This window comes from Psychroserpens sp. NJDZ02 (assembly GCF_004843725.1).
Classification (GTDB): domain Bacteria; phylum Bacteroidota; class Bacteroidia; order Flavobacteriales; family Flavobacteriaceae; genus Olleya.
On record NZ_CP039451.1, the window covers coordinates 4,009,775 to 4,027,584 of the forward strand.

Consider the following 17,810-nt stretch of genomic DNA (forward strand, 5'->3'; position numbering starts at 1 on the left):
TCACTTCTTATAAGAACATAAAATAAAAAAGATTATCGCTGTAGCGGAAATCAATAAAGTAGTTTTAAATGAACGAAATCAAAATATTCTCGCCAGCAACAGTAGCCAACGTCTCCTGTGGCTTTGACGTCCTGGGCTTTTGCCTAGATACTATTGGTGACGAAATGGTGATTAGAAAAACCACTGAAAAAGGAATCAAAATCACTAAAATTGTTGGTGCAGACTTACCTTTTGAAGCAGACAAAAATGTGGCTTCCGTTTCGGCTTTAGCCTTATATAATCACGCCAAGCCTGATTGTGGTTTCGAAATCGAAATTTATAAAAATATAAAACCAGGTAGTGGAATTGGAAGTAGTTCTGCTAGTGCGGCTGGAAGTGTTTTTGCTATTAATGAGTTATTAGGAAGACCTTATAACCAAATAGAATTAACCGATTTTGCTATGAAAGGGGAAGCGGTTGCTAGTGGTTGCGAACATGCAGATAACATCGCTCCTGCCCTATTTGGCGGGTTTACATTAGTCAAAAGCACAGTACCATTACAAGTATTACAATTGCCAACACCAGACGATTTATACGTTACGATTATTCATCCACAGATAGAAGTAAAAACCTCTGAAGCGCGCGCCATTTTACCACAACACATTCCATTACAAGATGCCATTACCCAATGGTCCAATGTTGGAAGTTTGGTCCACGCTTTACACACTAGTGATTACGGATTATTAAGCGCTACCTTAATTGATGTTGTAGTAGAACCTTATAGAAGTCAATTGATACCACATTTTGATTCGGTTAAAACCGAAATTATAAAAGCAGGTGCTTTAGGTGCTGGAATTTCTGGTTCTGGACCTTCCATATTTGCCTTATCAAAAAGTAAAAAAACAGCAGAAGCCGTCGCTGAAGCAATGACGACCATTTATTCTAAAACACCTATTGCATTTAATACCTACGTCTCTAAAATTAATACCCAAGGGATGAAAATAATAAGTCAATCAGAGTCATAAATCTGACTATAAAAAGAATACGATTGTCTTTCAGAACAATGCGAAGACGATCAAACAAAACTAAAGATTAAACACTAGTACAATGAATTATTATAGCCTTAACCATAAAGCACCAAACACTTCTTTTAAAGAAGCCGTTATAAAAGGATTAGCACCAGATAAAGGCTTGTACTTTCCTGAAAGCATAACACCTTTACCGGCTTCATTCTTTGAAAATATTGATAATTTAAGTTATAATGAGATTGCCTTTGAAGCACTCCAACAATTTGTGTCTCCCGATATTCCAAAGGCTGTTTTAAAAACGATTATTGCAGAAACCTTATCATTTGATTTTCCGATAGTAAAACTAAATGATAATATATCTACATTAGAGCTGTTTCATGGTCCAACCATGGCATTTAAAGATGTTGGCGCCCGTTTCATGGCACGTTGTTTAGGCTATTTTAATAAGGATAATACTAACGAAGTCACTGTTTTAGTCGCCACTTCAGGTGATACAGGAGGCGCTGTTGCTAATGGTTTTTTAGGAGTCAAAGGGGTTAACGTTGTTATCTTATATCCTTCAGGAAAAGTCAGTGATATTCAAGAAAAACAACTGACCACTTTAGGTCAAAATATTAAAGCCTTAGAAGTAGATGGCGTTTTTGACGATTGTCAAGACATGGTAAAACGTGCCTTTTTAGACGATACCTTAACCAACAAAATGCAATTAACCTCTGCAAACTCTATAAACGTAGCACGTTGGTTACCACAACTATTGTATTTTATGTTTGCCTACAAGCAATTACATAACACACAAAAAGAGCTTGTTTTTTCCGTACCAAGTGGTAATTTCGGAAATGTTTGCGCGGGTATGATGGCACAACAATTAGGCTTACCTATCAAACATTTTATAGCGGCTAACAACCAGAACAATGTGGTTACTAATTACTTAAAAACAGAAGATTATAATCCAAAACCATCTGTACAAACCATTAGTAACGCTATGGATGTTGGTAATCCAAGTAATTTTATACGTATCCAAGAAATCTACAAAAATAACTTTAGCGACTTAAAAGAAAACCTATCCTCGTTCAGTTTTACTGATGAACAAACTAAAGTGGCATTAAAAGAAATTTACGACAACTATAATTACGTTGCAGATCCACACGGCGCTGTTGGGTATTTAGGTTGTAAAGCTTATCTAAAAGATAATAAAAAAGCGCATTGTGTATTTTTAGAAACTGCACACCCCACAAAGTTTTTAGATGTTGTTGAAGACGTAATTAAACAAAAACAAGCCTTACCACCACAAATTGAAGCGGTCATGGATAAAACAAAGGTGGCTACAAAAATTAGTAACTACGATGGTTTAAAGTTGTTTTTATTGAATGCCTAAACATTAGTAAAACTTTAAAATCATAGCTATATAAAGGGATTCTTTTTACAACATTGTTATCATAAAAAATCGGCACTACTATTTTAGTATCTTAGTACACTTTATAGTATACGTTGTATTTATTTGTCCAATTTTATGAAAAGAGAACTCTATTTTCTATTATTACTTATTGCTTTGTCTTACGCCTGCAAGCAAAAGACAACAGCAATGACTGGTCAGCAAAATAAGATTATAGATAGCATAAAAGTATATACACCACCTAGTCATCTTGATAATCAATATCTCAATTTTAGTTCTCCTGATGCCATAAACACGATTGCAAATATTGAAAATGCTTACTTTAATGCTTATAACACCACTGTAAGTCACTATTATGGTACACAATGGTATTATTCTATTGGACAACGTTTATATGCTTCCGACTCCTCTACTGTTTTTGACCACTACGCTTCAGAAAAAAAGGAGGTCACTTTAGATAGTATGCATTGTACTATTTATGCTGTAAAAGCTTTAGAGTCTGGATTTGGAACAACATTTGAAAACATAAAAAAAGAGCATACTAAAATTTGGTCTGACCGCGAATTTGCAGGTTGGAGTTTGGGTTATATCTTAACCAAATTTTACAATTGGGACGCCTATCTTTTTATATCAAAACAGTCTCCAGAATATAAAGCCTGTTTACGAAATTTTAAAACAGATAAAACCTATCATGTGTGGCAGCAACTAAATATTGCTATCAAAAACGTATTTGATATCGATGACGATAAAGATCAAATCAATACACTTTTAAAGGCTAACGAATTTGGATGGGGATTTAGCGAGCAAGGTTGGCACACTTGGATTACACGTTTTGAGTATTTAAAAGAATGTAATTGGAATGGCGCACCTGCCAAAAAATATGATGTTGACAATAACAAGCCATTATTCTTGAAAACCAAGTTTACAAACTACACAGATTATGACTCGCACATCATTGTCTTTCCTCCTAAAAAAAATAAAAAGACTTCCAACAGTCTCTAAAAATGATATACCATTTACGTATCTCATTTTTTTTATAAATATTTCAATCTTAAGCTATTATTTACAAAAAATAGTCAAACAATATATTTATATTTGGCTTAGCATTATACCTAACCAGTTTACATATCACCCGTGCTACAATTTTATACCTTAACATAATAACATTAATTTAAACTTAAATCCAAATGAAAAACATCTTTTGCAGCCTTCTATTGCTTATTATCGGCACAACAACCTTTGCACAATCATCATCAGAACTTTTAGTACTAAGTGCCATAATAAAAGATAAAACCATACCTAATGCAGAAGTGATTTTTCAAAAAAACGGAGAAAATTCGATTACAAAATACACCAATTCTAATGGTATTGCTTCTATTCCGGAACAGTTTAGAAATGATTCTGAGGTTATCGTTATCATCAAAAAAGAGGGCTATTCTCCTTTAATTACAAAATGTTTATGCGACGGATTAACGTATGCTATAAGTCCTACAATGCAAGAATTGGATGGTATGCGAATTGTATTAAGTTGGGATAACTCTCCGCAAGACATAGATTCTCACTTATCATATGCTGGTGGTTACGTTTGTTATTATAAAAAAGAATCTTCACACGCCATTTTAGATGTTGATGATACGGATGGCTATGGTCCAGAAACGATCACTATTACAAAAAAAGAACAAGGTAAAAAGTACGTTTATGCGGTTCATAATTTTTCAGATAAAGAGTCGATAAACAATTCAAATTTATCTAATGTTAGTAGAGCTAAAGTGTTTATTTATATCGGAAACACACTAATTAAGACTTACACGATGCCAACAGGATTAAAAGGAACTATTTGGATTCCTTTTTTAATTGATGAAATGGGAAACATTGTAAATGTTGGTGACTTTAAAAATGCAACAAGTTGGGAAGGCGTAAGTACGATTTTAAGAAACTATCGATTTGACGGAGATCAATCTGTCGTGACCAGTTCTGATAAAAATGAATCTACAATTATTAATAGAAAAGGAGAAGAAGAATACCATGCAGGACATTTAGAGAATGCTGTCTTTTTATATCAAAGTGCAATAGAATTAAATTACAAAAACGGACAAGCGTATAGTAACTTAGGATTAGCTTTTCAGAAACTGAATAAAGAAGCAGAAGCATTATGGGCCAACCGTAAAGCAATAGATTTAGCCTCTGGTAACAAAGCACATGTTGTTAGAGCTAGCTCTTACTACAATATTGCTAAAATATATGAGAAAAAACAACAATGGCAAGATGCATTAGACAACTACAAATCTGCTAAAAACAATAGAGAACACAGAGCTTATAACGAAGGAATTGCAAGAATGACTGAAAAATTAAGATAGACCATGACCTACAATACAACCTTTATTTACAGTCTATTTTTATTACTTCCATTTTTTGCTTTTGCGAATAATTTAAATGAAGACACGGCTAACAACTGGCCTTTAGCATTAGAGTCTAGTACTAGTTTTGATGTTGCTTCTAAATGTGAAATGCTTGTTTTTATTGAAGTTTATAATGACTACGATGCATTATCAGACACTGATTTAGCCCAAAGGATTAAAGTTCCAAAGGCTAAATTAAAATCCATTACACAATGGAAAAAAGAAACCAAAGCAAGACTAATCGCCAACTTCTCCAAGCTATCTGACGCTTCTTTAAAAGACGTAATTTGCATTAATAACAATAGTACATGGGAGATTTTATCTGCTTTAGACTTACAATCCGATATGCCAGCTAATTTTTTAGACTGGTATAAAACGACGCAAGCATTTTATACAGATTACATTGGAGAACAAATAAGATTAGCTGCTTTATTTCCTAAAATCACAAGTGAAATTCTACAATTTTCAGAAAATGAAATTCAAGGACATGATTTTAAAGACAAACACTTTTTATTAACTTTTGACGATGGTCCTACTGCCGTCAATGGTAATACAGATAAACTTATCAAAGTACTAAATAGCTATGACTTAACAGGGCAGTTTTTTGTGCTAGGAGATAATTTAGAGCAAAGACTAAACGCTACATCCAAAGAAGCTGTAAAGCAACTATATGGAGATAACAAAGTGTTTTCTCACGGAAAAGTCCATAAAGCTCATCAAAAATATGATTCATGGAAAACGTCTATTGACTACACGAGTACTCTGATTAATAAAATCTATCCTGAAAATAATGATAAGCTTGTGTATTTTAGACCACCTTACGGACAACGTAATACAGCAATGACAGACTATTTTACAGAGAAAGACTCTAAAATAATTTTATGGAATATCGATTCTAGAGATTGGAGTTCCAAATTAAATGTACAGCAAGTCGCAGACAGACAAATTAAATTAATGTTATTATGGAGACAAGGGATTTTGCTATTTCACGACATCCATACTAAAGTTCAAAAAGCGGTTCCTATTATTCACAACTATTTTAAAAATACAACTATTGTTTGGATGACACCAGACGCTATTTAAGACCAAATAAATTATTAACCAACACCATTGCACAACAATGACAGAAAACAAACAATTTATATTTGATTCTATTTATAATCAAGTTAGAATGGGATTTCGTTCCCTTTCAGAAATTAAAGACGCTATACTTGAAGAAATTGAAGACAATGGTTTCGAGGAAGAGATTTCAGAATCTTGGGCGTTTCAGAATATTACGGAAGCATACGATACGTTACTTTCGGAAAGTAAACATTGGAGTCATCCTACTGATACCGAAAAATTAATTAAAGCTTTTGATGAGCTGTGTGCCATTAATATCATCGCACTACACAACGCTGGATATACAACTAGTGATGGCGAATATGAAGTGGTAGAAATAGAAAAAGCGCTACGACAAAAACAATCCCCTTCTGAGGGGTATTGTTTTTATCATGAACAAGACTTGTCTAGAGCAATCACTCCAGAAAATTCAAGCCTATATATTGCGTACCAAAAAACTGAAAACACCGACGATAGCGTCACACTAAAAGTAGGACAAAAAGTAGTCGAAATTTTAACCAAAAACGGACTTAAAGTCGACTGGAAGGACGATATTAATTCTAAAATATTGTTGCCTGATTTTAAATGGCAGCATCTTTATGACGACAATAACAGAGACTTACAAGATTATGAAGATGCTTTAGACCTCTTACTAAAACCAGCACAACCCGTTACTGAGCCGAATGCTACTACTGGATTTTTAGCTAAAATTAGAAGTTTATTATTTAAATAAAATCTATTACACAGTTAACGACATTGTAACACATAATCCATTAGCTTTCAATTAATTTTACGATAAGAAACCAACATACCACCTATCATCATGACGTTTGTACTAGATCATATTGCACTATCAGTAAAGGACGTGGACCTGTCGATTAATTTTTATAAAACCGTCTTTGGATTACAATCCATAAAAAACACAGCCTCCAATTCAAAAACACAATGGCTAGCATTGACGGATACTAAACAAATCCACTTAATACCTAGACCAGAATTGGACGTTAAAACCAATAAAGCCGTTCATTTTGCATTGGCAACACCCAATTTTGAATCGTTTATTAGCCATCTTAAATACTTAACCATCCCTTATTCGGATTGGCGTAATACCAAAAAAAAGGACTATGTTCGTGATGATGGTATAAAACAAATTTACTTTCAGGATCCAGACGGCTATTGGATTGAAGTTAACAATGCGATTTAAGTTGTGCTTGATTATAGTTAAGACCTAAACTTTACAACCCAAAACCAATCATTATACAACATTACTAAAAGGTCATAACTAGGTGAAGTTAATGACGCTTTAAAAACAAAATATTAAATGGAAAATGAGCATACAAAAATAGTAATCATCCCAGGACTTGGTGGTTCTAACGCTAATCATTGGCAATCCTATTGGTTAAAACAATATGATAACACTTTAGAGATTGTTCAGGACAATTGGGATGCCCCAAAACTTGAGCTTTGGCTAAAGACCTTACAAGACTGTTTAATAAAAATTGATTCCCCTACGGTTTTAGTCGCCCATAGTTTGGGAGTGTCCTTAGTGTTGCATTGGGCACGACAATATACTAATCCCCATATAAAAGGAGCGTTATTAGTTGCACCTGCAGATGTGGACTCGCCAACGCATACACCAGAAAGCATTAGAGGATTTTCACCTATGCCAATAACAACACTTCCATTTTCGTCCATAGTAGTTGCCAGTGAGAATGACGACTATGTAAGTATACCCCGTGCAGAATATTTCTCAAAACAATGGGGTAGTGATTTTATAAATATTGGAACTAAAGGTCATATTAACTCAGATTCAAATTTAAAATATTGGGAAGAAGGACAACGTATTTTGGACACTTTACTAGATAAAACAGACTAGACTATTCCGTTTAATCACTTGTATCTATTCGGTTTTTCTGATAGCACATCAATTTATTATGGTCTTTTATTCTCTAGCTTATTTAGTGTAAAAGCGACTCCAAATAAAAATAAATTAAAAATAATTGATTTAAAAGTGTAACAAATACTGATTTTTTAATCAAAGGGGTATAACCTTTAAAAAATCAATACCATTATGACCAAATTAATTAAAATCAGTGTCCTTTTTATTATTTGCTTAAACTGTACAACTAGCTTTGCTTTACAAACCACAAACACTAAAACGGAGGCAGCGTCCCCTACTCCTTTTACAGTTGACATTACAGGCGAAGGACAACCGATATTATATCTTCCAGGATTTGCAACACCAGGTACTATATGGACAGAAACTGTAACACACGTAAACTTAGACCGTAAATCATATCTATTCTCCTATGCAGGTTTTAATGGTAATCCACCTATCGCAATGCCTTGGTACGCGACCATTAAAACTGCAATTATCGACTATATAAAAGCAAATAATATGTCCGATGTTATAATTGTAGGTCATAGTATGGGTGGTAATTTAGCTATCGATATAGCAGCTGCATTACCTAATACCATTTCAAAAATTATTATAGTCGATGCGCTGGCCTGTATGCGAGACGTTATGATGCCTAATGTGCCTGCAGATAATTTTTATTATGATAGTCCATACAACACACAAATGCTTGAAATGGATACAGAACAATTTAAAAGCATGGCGCTTATGATGGCTTCAAATATGACTTTAAACCAAGATAAAGTAGAAACTATCACTAATTGGTTAGTAAATGCTGATCGAAAAACTTGGGTCTATGGTTACACCGATTTGTTAAAACTAGACTTAAGACCTATTTTATCTAAAGTACAATGCCAAACTTTAATTTTAGGCGCTTCATTTCCTGACGCAAACCTCGCAGAACAGAATTATAAAAAGCAATATGCTAACTTACCAAACAAAACAATTGTAATGGCTTCCAATAGTAAACACTTTATAATGTTTGATCAACCAGACTGGTTTTATAAAACTGTAACCAATTTTTTGATTGATGAAAAATAATAAAAACACCTCGTTTGAAGCCATTTATAAGCAACATCATCCTATGGTTTTGCAAATGTGCTTAGGGTTTGTAAAAGGTGACCAGGCTATTGCTAACGATTTGTCGCAAGATATATTTATTAGTATTTGGAGCAATTTAGACACCTTTAGAGGCGCTTCCACATACAAAACTTGGATTTACAGAATAACCGTAAACACCTGTCTGCAATATGTAAAAAAAGACAGCAAGGAAAAGCGTGTCCCTAAAATGGAGCTAGAAAATCAAACCGCTATTACAGATACAGAGCATACCCCAAACCATGAGGTCTCTGATTTATATAAAGCCATTGGACAACTAAAAAAAATAGACCGTTTAATTATCATGATGGTTTTAGATAAACAGGATTATGACAGTATATCAGAAGTTATTGGTATTAATGCCATAAACGTCAGAGTTAAAATCCACAGGATAAAAAAACGTCTTCAAACAATTATAAAAAACAATACAAATGAGTAGCGATTTTCAAGACCTTCAAAACAAATGGGACCACAGCAAAAGCAGCTTGGACCAAACGGCTACAAACTTTGATAGCTTATATGCAAAAATTAAACATAAAGAAAGAGACAATTATATGTTCTATTATGGGACTATAACCATCTTATTAATCACACTAGTCGTAATCGCTCTGTTTTTCTATCACGTTGCACCGGTAAAAACATTAGTCAGTAAAATTGGAGTTGGATTAATGCTTGGTGGTTTGATTTTTAGAATTTACATCGAAGTGATTAGTATTTACAAAGCAAAACAAATAAACACTTTAGATAATGCTTTGCAAGCAGTAGACAACACCATAAAGTTTCATCAATTTAGAAAAACAATCCATCAAGTGATTGCCCCAATTATCATTATATTATACACCATTGGTTTTTATCTAATCACGCCAGAATTTAGTTTACACATGCCTTTTTGGAATCTAATACTAATTGATGTGTCTTATGTGGTTATTGGAATTATCCTATTTATTGTTATAAGAAAAGCAGTAAAAAAAGAAATGCACAAATTAGCAGAAATTTTAAAGTTAAAAAAAGACTTAACGGAGTAATAATCAACTTAAAAAAACAAAAGTTTAGAGATATTAGACACTTGGTATTCTAAATAAAACTAGTAACTTCCCGTTTAAATTAAATACTGATATAAACATTAAAATAACAAAATATCAGGCTTATGTTAGTCAAAATTATGATAAAGAATATTGCAATTATATTACTAAGTTTTGTGTCTACTATTTTAATTGCACAGACAAAATCGAATTTATCAGATTTATCCCCATTAGAAAATGCAAAAATTGTGTTGCTTGGTGAACAAACTCACTTTGATGGAGCCGTTTTTGACAAAAAAGTTGACCTTATAAAATATCTACACGAAAAGCTTGGATTTAACATCCTAATTTTTGAGAGTGGACTCTATGACAATTACAAAGCACTACAACTATATCAATCTAAAAAAGAAAATATAAATATCTATAACCAGAGTATCTTTTCTATGTGGACTGAAACATCGGCTTTTAAAGATCTTTTAGACTATGCAGAACAAAATCCTGAAATTAAAATTTTAGGCTTCGATAATCAAGAAACTTCTCTTTTTAAGGAATATTTTATTCCAGATTTAAAAAATCTATTGAATAAAAACGCAATGGATTTATCAGATAAAATTTATACTCAAATAGAAAAAACTTTAGTTTACCGAGATTTAGATAATTATATCAACAATCAAAAAGACTCTTTAGAATTGTACAAAGTCTTTAATACAATAGAAAATCAACTGTCTAAAATTAAAAACGAAAACTTTGACACTAAAATAATTAAGCAGACATTCAAAAGTGTAGTTTCAGATTTTGATTTTACACTCAAATTAGCACAAAAAGAAAAAGTTTACATCCAAAATGCAAGAGATAAACAAATGGCAGAAAATTTAGTTTTTTTGCAACAACAGTTTCCAAATGAAAAAATTATTGCTTGGGGAGCGAGTTATCATTTTTCTAACGAACTTAATAAATTTGAGTTCACTAAAACTACAGAGAACTATATTACGGAACTTCATAAACTTTCAAAAAAACTGACTTCACATAGTCATTCAACTCTGGAAGAAGATATTAGCAATATTCAAGAGTTAAAAGATGCTATACCAATGGGTAAGTTATTAAAAAAACACTACGGAGAAAAATTATACAGTATAGGTTTTACATCATTTAATGGTGTCTATTATGGTGCAGACAAAGTTGAATTTCCAATTTTAGAACCACCAAAAAAAAGTTTAGAATCTATTCTGTTTAGTCAAAACACAATCCCAAAACTTATAGATAAAAGTAATTATCCTAAAGGAACTTTTTATTCTTCAACTTTAGGTTATCTGCCTATATATGCAAATTGGAATACTATTTTTGATGGAATTTATTACATACCTAAAATGTATCCACCAAAGTATAGAGATTATAACGAAACCTCTCAAACAACTTCTATAACACAAGAATCAAATTTAAGTGGAATTGTAATAGATAGCGAATCTAACCTACCAATTCCATACGTAGATGTTTATTATTCTTCAAACAATAAAAGTTCAATCGCAAATAGTAATGGTCAATTTACTATATCAAAAAATAATAAATCAGATGATTTTCTTTTGTTTTCAAGTTTTGGTTATAAATCTGATTCTATTCAAGTAAGTATTACAAAGACCACTGAACAACTAAAAATAAAACTTCAAAAAACAGAAAACCTAGTTGGTTTAGATGAAATAGTTTTAAAAAGCACAAAAGTACTCACAGCAAAAGAAATACTAAAAAGAGCAAAGAAAAAAATAGAAGACAATTATGTTCAAACACCTTTTAATCAAAATTTCTTTTATAAAGTCCAGCAGTACAGAAAAGACTCGTTAATTTTTAATGAAGAGGCAATAATAAAAACTTACTTCAAAAAAGGGAATAGCGGAACGAATAATCCAGAAAATAACATTTTTGGAACTGTTTCAGAATTAAGGAACACCACTGAAAATTTCAACAAAAAAAAAGAAAGTGGAATTGGAAATTTATGGAAAATGATAATTAGAGATATTATTTTGAGTAAGACCAATGTTTTATATCGTTCTTCTAGTTATGACTTAAAGAAAGAAAATTCTATTGATTATAATGGTAGAAAAGTTTATAGAATTAGCTTTATCAATAATTCGCCTGGTTCTTATTCTACAGGATATGGTTATCCATCGCCTTTAGCTTCAAGCGGTGTAATTTATATCGACAAACAAAATTTTGCTGTTCTCTATTACGAGCATTGTATAGCACGACAAGAATATACGTCAAAGCGTTCTAATTACAAATTTCAAAGGTTTCATAAAATCGTTCAGTCTTATAAAGAAATTAATGGTAAATATTTTATCAACTTATTTAAGGTTATTGATAAAACCAATTATTATTCTATATCTGACAGTACTTTTTTAAATAGCTACTATACAATAAACAACTTGATGTCAACCGATGTAGAAATTCAAAATGTAAAGACAATTGAAAGACCAATAAGAGATTTAAAACAAAAAATTAAATTAGATTTACAAACAGAGTTTTGGAAAAACAATGTTTTCTATATTGAGGATAATTTATACAAATTTGACATTTGCGAATAAAATTTTTATCTATAAATTTATGTAACAGTCCTCTAAAAAGCCCAAAAAAAAAGTCTTTGTTGTTTCTAAAGAAACTCACATTTTAAAATTTGGCTATTTATCAATACACTATGAACTGTCTTTTTTGTGCATTATGTTTGATATACTAAAATTAAAAAAACAAAAAACTATCTCTTTGTAAACTATTCAAGTTTAAAATATAGCCAATAAACAACATATATCCTTTTACAAAAAAAAGGTTAAACATAGTAAAAACAAAATTTTAGAACTAATTGATACTTGACATTCTAGAATAAAACCATTAATTTCGACTTTAAATTAACTAGTATGATCAAATAGTATACTGCTGTTGTACCAGTGTCAATACCTAGTGATTTCCGCAAATAAAAAAAGGTTTCCATGACAATAGAAAATATAAAACATCGCTTATTAGATAAAGAGGAATTACAAGAAATTGACTTTGAATATCAAGCAGGAATAGAATTTATTTTTTGGTATTACGATATGGGAGATACAGTTTCTAATGAAGATTTGATTACTGGAATAAATGTTGTTTTATCAAAATTAAGAGCAGGTTTGGACTATCCTGTTGCAGAATATGAAAGTGACAGAGAAGTTACAACTTTAATGGGATTTACACTGGGACAAATATTACATGAGTCATTTAATTGGAAATGGATATATGTTAATGATAGCGATTTAGACTTTGGTGGCTATACCATTGTTAATCCTGAGACTAATTTTGGTATATCAATTGAAGACTTATTTTTTAAAACTATTTTTTATAAAAAAGAAATTCATTTTACCGAATTGGGAGCTCTATTATTAGATCATAAAGCACCAAAACTTGATCACTCAGGATTTGAAATTTATCAACCTTGGAAATATGATTATAGTGCGTTATTTACTAAACGCAATTCAGAACCGGAGAAAAAAAATAGCACCTTAGAAAACGTCCCTGAGCAGAAAATTGAAGTAAAGAAATCATTTTGGAAAAGGCTGTTTGGTGGACAATAAAAACGTAGTAGAAAAAAGCCTCTAATCTTATACGTCATTAGTGTATTTTTATAAAATATCTGTAATACTATAGCAACTATCCATTTACTGTAATATTACAACGCTGTAACATCAGTATTATGTTAGCAATAATTCAATAAAATAAAAAAATGAATTCTAAAAATATTTCAAAGTATATTGTCATCAGCATTCTATTAATAGCATTATTTTATAAAGTACTTCCCTATTATTATCGTTTTATTCATGACTCACTTCAATTACACTTTCCTTTAGTCATTTTGGAAATTATATTACTACTGTATTTGATTTTCCTTATAGTTAAGTCTAAATATTTATTAAATACAATATTCAAAAAAATTATAAAATATAGTTTTTTATTCACGCTATCCACTGCAATAATTGGTGGATATTGGCTATTTGCTTGTCAAAAAGGAATTTTTAGAGTACAAACATCTGCATTTTTTATACACACTTTAATTAATAGCATTTTATTTGTGTTTTGGTCAATTATATTAATTTCAAAAATTAAAAACACAAAACACTCGTTTAATGATTTATTCATTAGTCTACTATCTTTACTAATTATAAGTGACATTTTTATGTTTAGCTACAATTGTATTGATACTTACTTAAAATCAATTAATTATGCAAATCCTGGAAGTATAAGCATGCCTGGTTTTCTGTCGTTTTCTATCTCGCAGTTTTCTATGTCGAATATTAATTTAAGAGTTATTCTAACATATATAATTGAATCGCCTCTAATATTATCACTGTTCATAATATTTTACTATAGTTCCTATATGCTATTCGCTAAATACAAAAAAAAGGGTGTTTATTCTTTAGTACCAATAAAAAAAGATTTGATATTTCTGGAAATTTCTAAAAAACCTGCTTGGTGGATTATTTTCTTATTAATTCCTTTTATTAGATTAGTTCCAAAATATTTTATAAACGTAACACTAGCTAAACATTATAGCAAAAAGAGTAGTTTTGCCTTTGGTATGACATTAATCCCTTGGTTATTTTATGGGAAATTGATCCTAAACGACAACAATATTGCTAACATTGTATCTAAAAAATAACGCTTACCCTTTTACTAACATTAGACTTAACATTTTAAAAGCTAAGAATAAAAAATTCAATTCTAGATCTAAATTAAAACAATGAAACTTATTAATAACATCGCTTTTTTAACAATGTCCATATTACTAATTAATTGTTCAAAAAAAGAGGTTAAATATTTTACAGCACAAGAAATAGACTGGAAAATTGAAATCCCTAGTAAATGGACTATTGAAAATCAAAGCGTATTAAATCAAAATATTAAACAAGGTGAACAATTAATAAAAAAAACAGTAGACAAAGATTTTGAATTGGGAGGGAAAGAAATTAGCTTAATTACCTTCCGGAAAAATACATTATCTAAACTCCAGGCCTCCATAATACCTTTTAAAGAAAGTTATAAAGGAGAGTGGTATGATAAATATCCCTTAATAAAAGAATACATTTTTAATGTATTTAAATCACAAAGTGTTATTGTAGATACAACATCAAATACAGAAAATATAAGTGGTGTTACATTTGAAGTGTTTAACTTAAAAATATCTAAACACAATAGAGCAGTGATGGAACAAAATATGTATCGCACCTATATAAACGGCTATGATTTTATTATAAATATAACTAGTGATAAACCTTTATATAAAAAGCAACTAATCCAAACTTTAAGAAATTCTAAATTCAAAAACAACATATAATAAGAATATGAAAAAATGGCAATTTTATTACATCCTACTTATTAGTGCTTTAATATCAGTAATGAGTGTAGGCATGCTTAAAGAAGTACTAAGATTAAATAAAACAATTAATATTCTACCTTTAATTATTGTTTTTCTATTATTTCTCTTTTCGGGAATTCTAATCTTTAACATAAAAAAGATAAAATTAAATATAGAAAACAGTTTTTTCCTTGATAATAAAATTTACATTAAAACAGCAACTATCGCATTGTCTATACTAACATTAATTTTTATTGTTGTTCAAATAATTACTTTCATTAAACTTGCTGAAAAAGGTTTTACACCTTCACCCCTATTATATATAGTAACAATTGTTTTTTCTGTTTACATATTCTTTTTAATAAAGCTATTTATTGAGCTACAAAAAGCATCTGATATTAAAAATGATTCAGAGCAAAATATGGGTAATAATGACCTAGACCTTAATAAAATTAACCTAAATGAATTTAAATTCTTAGGCGAACTTTCAAAAAAAATAGATCAAAATCGATTTAGCAAAAAAAAAGAATTAAATATTGACAAAAAAGCATACAAAAATTACAGACCAGTATTGCACTCTAAAAAATATAATGATAGCGGTGATTTTATTTTGAATTTTACTAACAAAGAGGATTTAAAATTCACAATTCTTATTCAGCACTTTTCTTCTGTTTCCATAAAATTTAATGATTATAAAAAATCCAATGAGCTAATTGAAAAAGAAGTTTATAAAACACTAAATATTTTATAACATTTGCCAGTATTCATAATCAATAAACGACGATATAATATTTTAGTAAGTTAATTAAATCCAGGTATTTGCAAAGCTTAATTATCCTTGTCTGTTTAAATTCAAGCTTAGTGTCTTTAAAGGTTTGTTGTTTTTATAAATAAAAAGTCAAATACATTGTTAATGGTTTACAGTTTAACTTTTTCAGCAAATCATAATTCATTGAAATTAAAAAAAACAAGAATGCAAAAAAAAGCTTTAATACTATCAATACTTTACATCATAGTTATTTTGACTTTAACATTTAATATTTATAAAACTGATAGTACTTCTATTTTAATAATTGCATTAGTTAATGCTGTGTTTTTTATTTTCTTTATTCGAAAAATCTATAAGAAATACAGTGATAATTACGCATTAAAAAATAATCAAATTAACTTTAAAAATTCTAATGCTGAAAATTTAAAAAAAATATCTACAAAACCATTTTTATTCGGACTTGAAAATAAAGTTATTGATGATTATGCGTTTTACTTTGATGATGAAAATTTTTATGCCATAAATAAAAAATCTCAAAAATCAATTTTTAAGCTTACTGACATAACAGAAGTTAGCAAAACGTTTTTTACTGTAAACAATAGACGAATTTGGCAAATAAAAATAAAACCACCAGGTAATATTAAAGAAGAACATTATAAGTTTGCACATAATTATTCTATATGGAACAACAACTTCCCGCTTTTCCATAAGAAAATGAATCTTATTAATCCGTCAATAATAAAAACAAAATGGAGAATCTGGTCGAGATAACATGGCTTAACAAACAATAGCTTTAAGAATAAACTACAATGCTTACTTTTAATTTTTTTTTAAACATAAACTTAGTCATTAATAGGAAACACAAGTACTTATCCTAAAAAAAAAGAACTATTGTTGATCTAGAAATCAATAATACTTCACATTGTAAACTAAAACATATATCTTCGAAAATAAATTAACATTTAATACAAATCACTAAAATGAGGTGATCTCTGTGTTACGTTAACGAAACTTACAACTAATTACACACTAAAAAAATATGAATGGAATAAGAATAGTACTACTTGGAGTTGGAATTTTAATATTAATAATTAACCTTTTTATTAACTCGGGAAATCTTTTTAAAATAGTTTCGTATTGTTTTCAAACTAATAGTATTAGTCAATATTGGACTTTATTTTTTAAAAGTTCAGTTAGTGGTAGAGCTGTTATTTCTTCGATTTTAGGGTTTATTCTAGCCTTGTTAATTTTTATTGCTATCACTCCTTTTGTTTTAATAAGAAAAAGCATCAACGGTAAAAAAACATCAGCTATACTGGAGGAAGGGTTGTTATTTCAATATCAAGATTTAAACTTAGAAAATGAAGACTTGCATTATACTTCAAACATAAATCAAGTTACGGGTTTACAATTAGACCATATTAAAGCAACAGGGAAGATTAGAATTGACGCTATAATACTAATAAGTGAAATAGATAAATTATGTAAAACCCATAACAAAGCATTTACATATTCTGTAATGGAAAAAATAATACTTAATGATAAAAAAGAGGCGTTAGCACCTATAATTTTAACCCTTGATGGAAAAAAAATGCCAACATATTTTATATTTAATGAGACTCATAAATCTCAATTTTCAAAAATTAGAAATACACTGTACAATAATGGGTATAAAAACTGCATATACTTCTCCACTATCAGAATGTAAAACTAGAATACGATAAAAAGTAATAAA

General features: G+C 30.0%; 18 protein-coding genes. All 18 read left to right on the forward strand.

The genetic code is table 11. The annotated features are described in order from the left end of the window. Positions 1-68: 68 nt before the first annotated feature. The 18 genes from E9099_RS17650 to E9099_RS17735 all read left to right on the forward strand — a co-directional run bounded on the left by E9099_RS17650 (position 69) and on the right by E9099_RS17735 (position 17,783). On the forward strand, positions 69-1,004 hold the full coding sequence (locus tag E9099_RS17650; protein ID WP_136584827.1) for a homoserine kinase: 936 nt from the start codon (positions 69-71) through the stop codon (positions 1,002-1,004). An 82-nt stretch (positions 1,005-1,086) separates the two neighbouring features. Then, positions 1,087-2,382: a threonine synthase gene (thrC, locus tag E9099_RS17655; RefSeq protein WP_136584828.1), complete on the forward strand. Its 1,296-nt coding sequence runs from the start codon at positions 1,087-1,089 to the stop codon at positions 2,380-2,382. A 135-nt stretch (positions 2,383-2,517) separates the two neighbouring features. Next, positions 2,518-3,402 (forward strand): hypothetical protein, encoded by an 885-nt coding sequence (locus E9099_RS17660; protein WP_136584829.1) that lies wholly within the window; start codon positions 2,518-2,520, stop codon positions 3,400-3,402. Positions 3,403-3,587: 185 nt separating this feature from the next. Then, on the forward strand, positions 3,588-4,757 hold the full coding sequence (locus tag E9099_RS17665) for a tetratricopeptide repeat protein (protein ID WP_136584830.1): 1,170 nt from the start codon (positions 3,588-3,590) through the stop codon (positions 4,755-4,757). 3 nt (positions 4,758-4,760) lie between these two features. Beyond that, positions 4,761-5,882 carry a polysaccharide deacetylase family protein gene (locus E9099_RS17670; protein ID WP_136584831.1) on the forward strand — a complete coding sequence of 374 codons (1,122 nt, stop codon included), beginning with the start codon at positions 4,761-4,763 and terminating at the stop codon, positions 5,880-5,882. Positions 5,883-5,919: 37 nt separating this feature from the next. Then, positions 5,920-6,633: a DUF6891 domain-containing protein gene (locus E9099_RS17675; RefSeq protein WP_205961006.1), complete on the forward strand. Its 714-nt coding sequence runs from the start codon at positions 5,920-5,922 to the stop codon at positions 6,631-6,633. A gap of 90 nt (positions 6,634-6,723) precedes the next feature. Continuing rightward, on the forward strand, positions 6,724-7,104 hold the full coding sequence (locus E9099_RS17680) for a VOC family protein (RefSeq protein WP_317130630.1): 381 nt from the start codon (positions 6,724-6,726) through the stop codon (positions 7,102-7,104). A 117-nt stretch (positions 7,105-7,221) separates the two neighbouring features. Next, positions 7,222-7,776, forward strand: coding sequence for an RBBP9/YdeN family alpha/beta hydrolase (locus E9099_RS17685; protein WP_136584833.1), 555 nt, complete (start codon positions 7,222-7,224; stop codon positions 7,774-7,776). Positions 7,777-7,971: 195 nt separating this feature from the next. Further along, positions 7,972-8,856 carry an alpha/beta fold hydrolase gene (locus tag E9099_RS17690; RefSeq protein WP_136584834.1) on the forward strand — a complete coding sequence of 295 codons (885 nt, stop codon included), beginning with the start codon at positions 7,972-7,974 and terminating at the stop codon, positions 8,854-8,856. Next, positions 8,846-9,352, forward strand: a complete 507-nt coding sequence (locus E9099_RS17695) for an RNA polymerase sigma factor (protein ID WP_136584835.1) — start codon at positions 8,846-8,848, stop codon at positions 9,350-9,352. Before E9099_RS17690 ends, E9099_RS17695 begins: the two co-directional genes overlap by 11 nt. Then, positions 9,345-9,938 (forward strand): hypothetical protein, encoded by a 594-nt coding sequence (locus tag E9099_RS17700; protein WP_136584836.1) that lies wholly within the window; start codon positions 9,345-9,347, stop codon positions 9,936-9,938. The genes E9099_RS17695 and E9099_RS17700 overlap by 8 nt, the downstream gene beginning before the upstream one ends. A gap of 137 nt (positions 9,939-10,075) precedes the next feature. Further along, positions 10,076-12,511 (forward strand): carboxypeptidase-like regulatory domain-containing protein, encoded by a 2,436-nt coding sequence (locus E9099_RS17705; RefSeq protein WP_168800781.1) that lies wholly within the window; start codon positions 10,076-10,078, stop codon positions 12,509-12,511. Positions 12,512-12,910: 399 nt separating this feature from the next. After that, positions 12,911-13,528: a hypothetical protein gene (locus E9099_RS17710; RefSeq protein ID WP_136584838.1), complete on the forward strand. Its 618-nt coding sequence runs from the start codon at positions 12,911-12,913 to the stop codon at positions 13,526-13,528. 149 nt (positions 13,529-13,677) lie between these two features. Then, positions 13,678-14,610 (forward strand): DUF5684 domain-containing protein, encoded by a 933-nt coding sequence (locus E9099_RS17715; RefSeq protein WP_136584839.1) that lies wholly within the window; start codon positions 13,678-13,680, stop codon positions 14,608-14,610. An 81-nt stretch (positions 14,611-14,691) separates the two neighbouring features. After that, positions 14,692-15,285 (forward strand): hypothetical protein, encoded by a 594-nt coding sequence (locus E9099_RS17720; RefSeq protein WP_136584840.1) that lies wholly within the window; start codon positions 14,692-14,694, stop codon positions 15,283-15,285. A gap of 7 nt (positions 15,286-15,292) precedes the next feature. Beyond that, on the forward strand, positions 15,293-16,057 hold the full coding sequence (locus E9099_RS17725) for a hypothetical protein (RefSeq protein ID WP_136584841.1): 765 nt from the start codon (positions 15,293-15,295) through the stop codon (positions 16,055-16,057). 222 nt (positions 16,058-16,279) lie between these two features. Further along, positions 16,280-16,846, forward strand: a complete 567-nt coding sequence (locus E9099_RS17730) for a hypothetical protein (protein ID WP_136584842.1) — start codon at positions 16,280-16,282, stop codon at positions 16,844-16,846. Between the two features lie 268 nt (positions 16,847-17,114). After that, the gene (locus tag E9099_RS17735; RefSeq protein ID WP_136584843.1) at positions 17,115-17,783 is read left to right on the forward strand and encodes a hypothetical protein; all 669 of its coding nucleotides are present in this window, start codon (positions 17,115-17,117) and stop codon (positions 17,781-17,783) included. Positions 17,784-17,810: the final 27 nt, after the last annotated feature.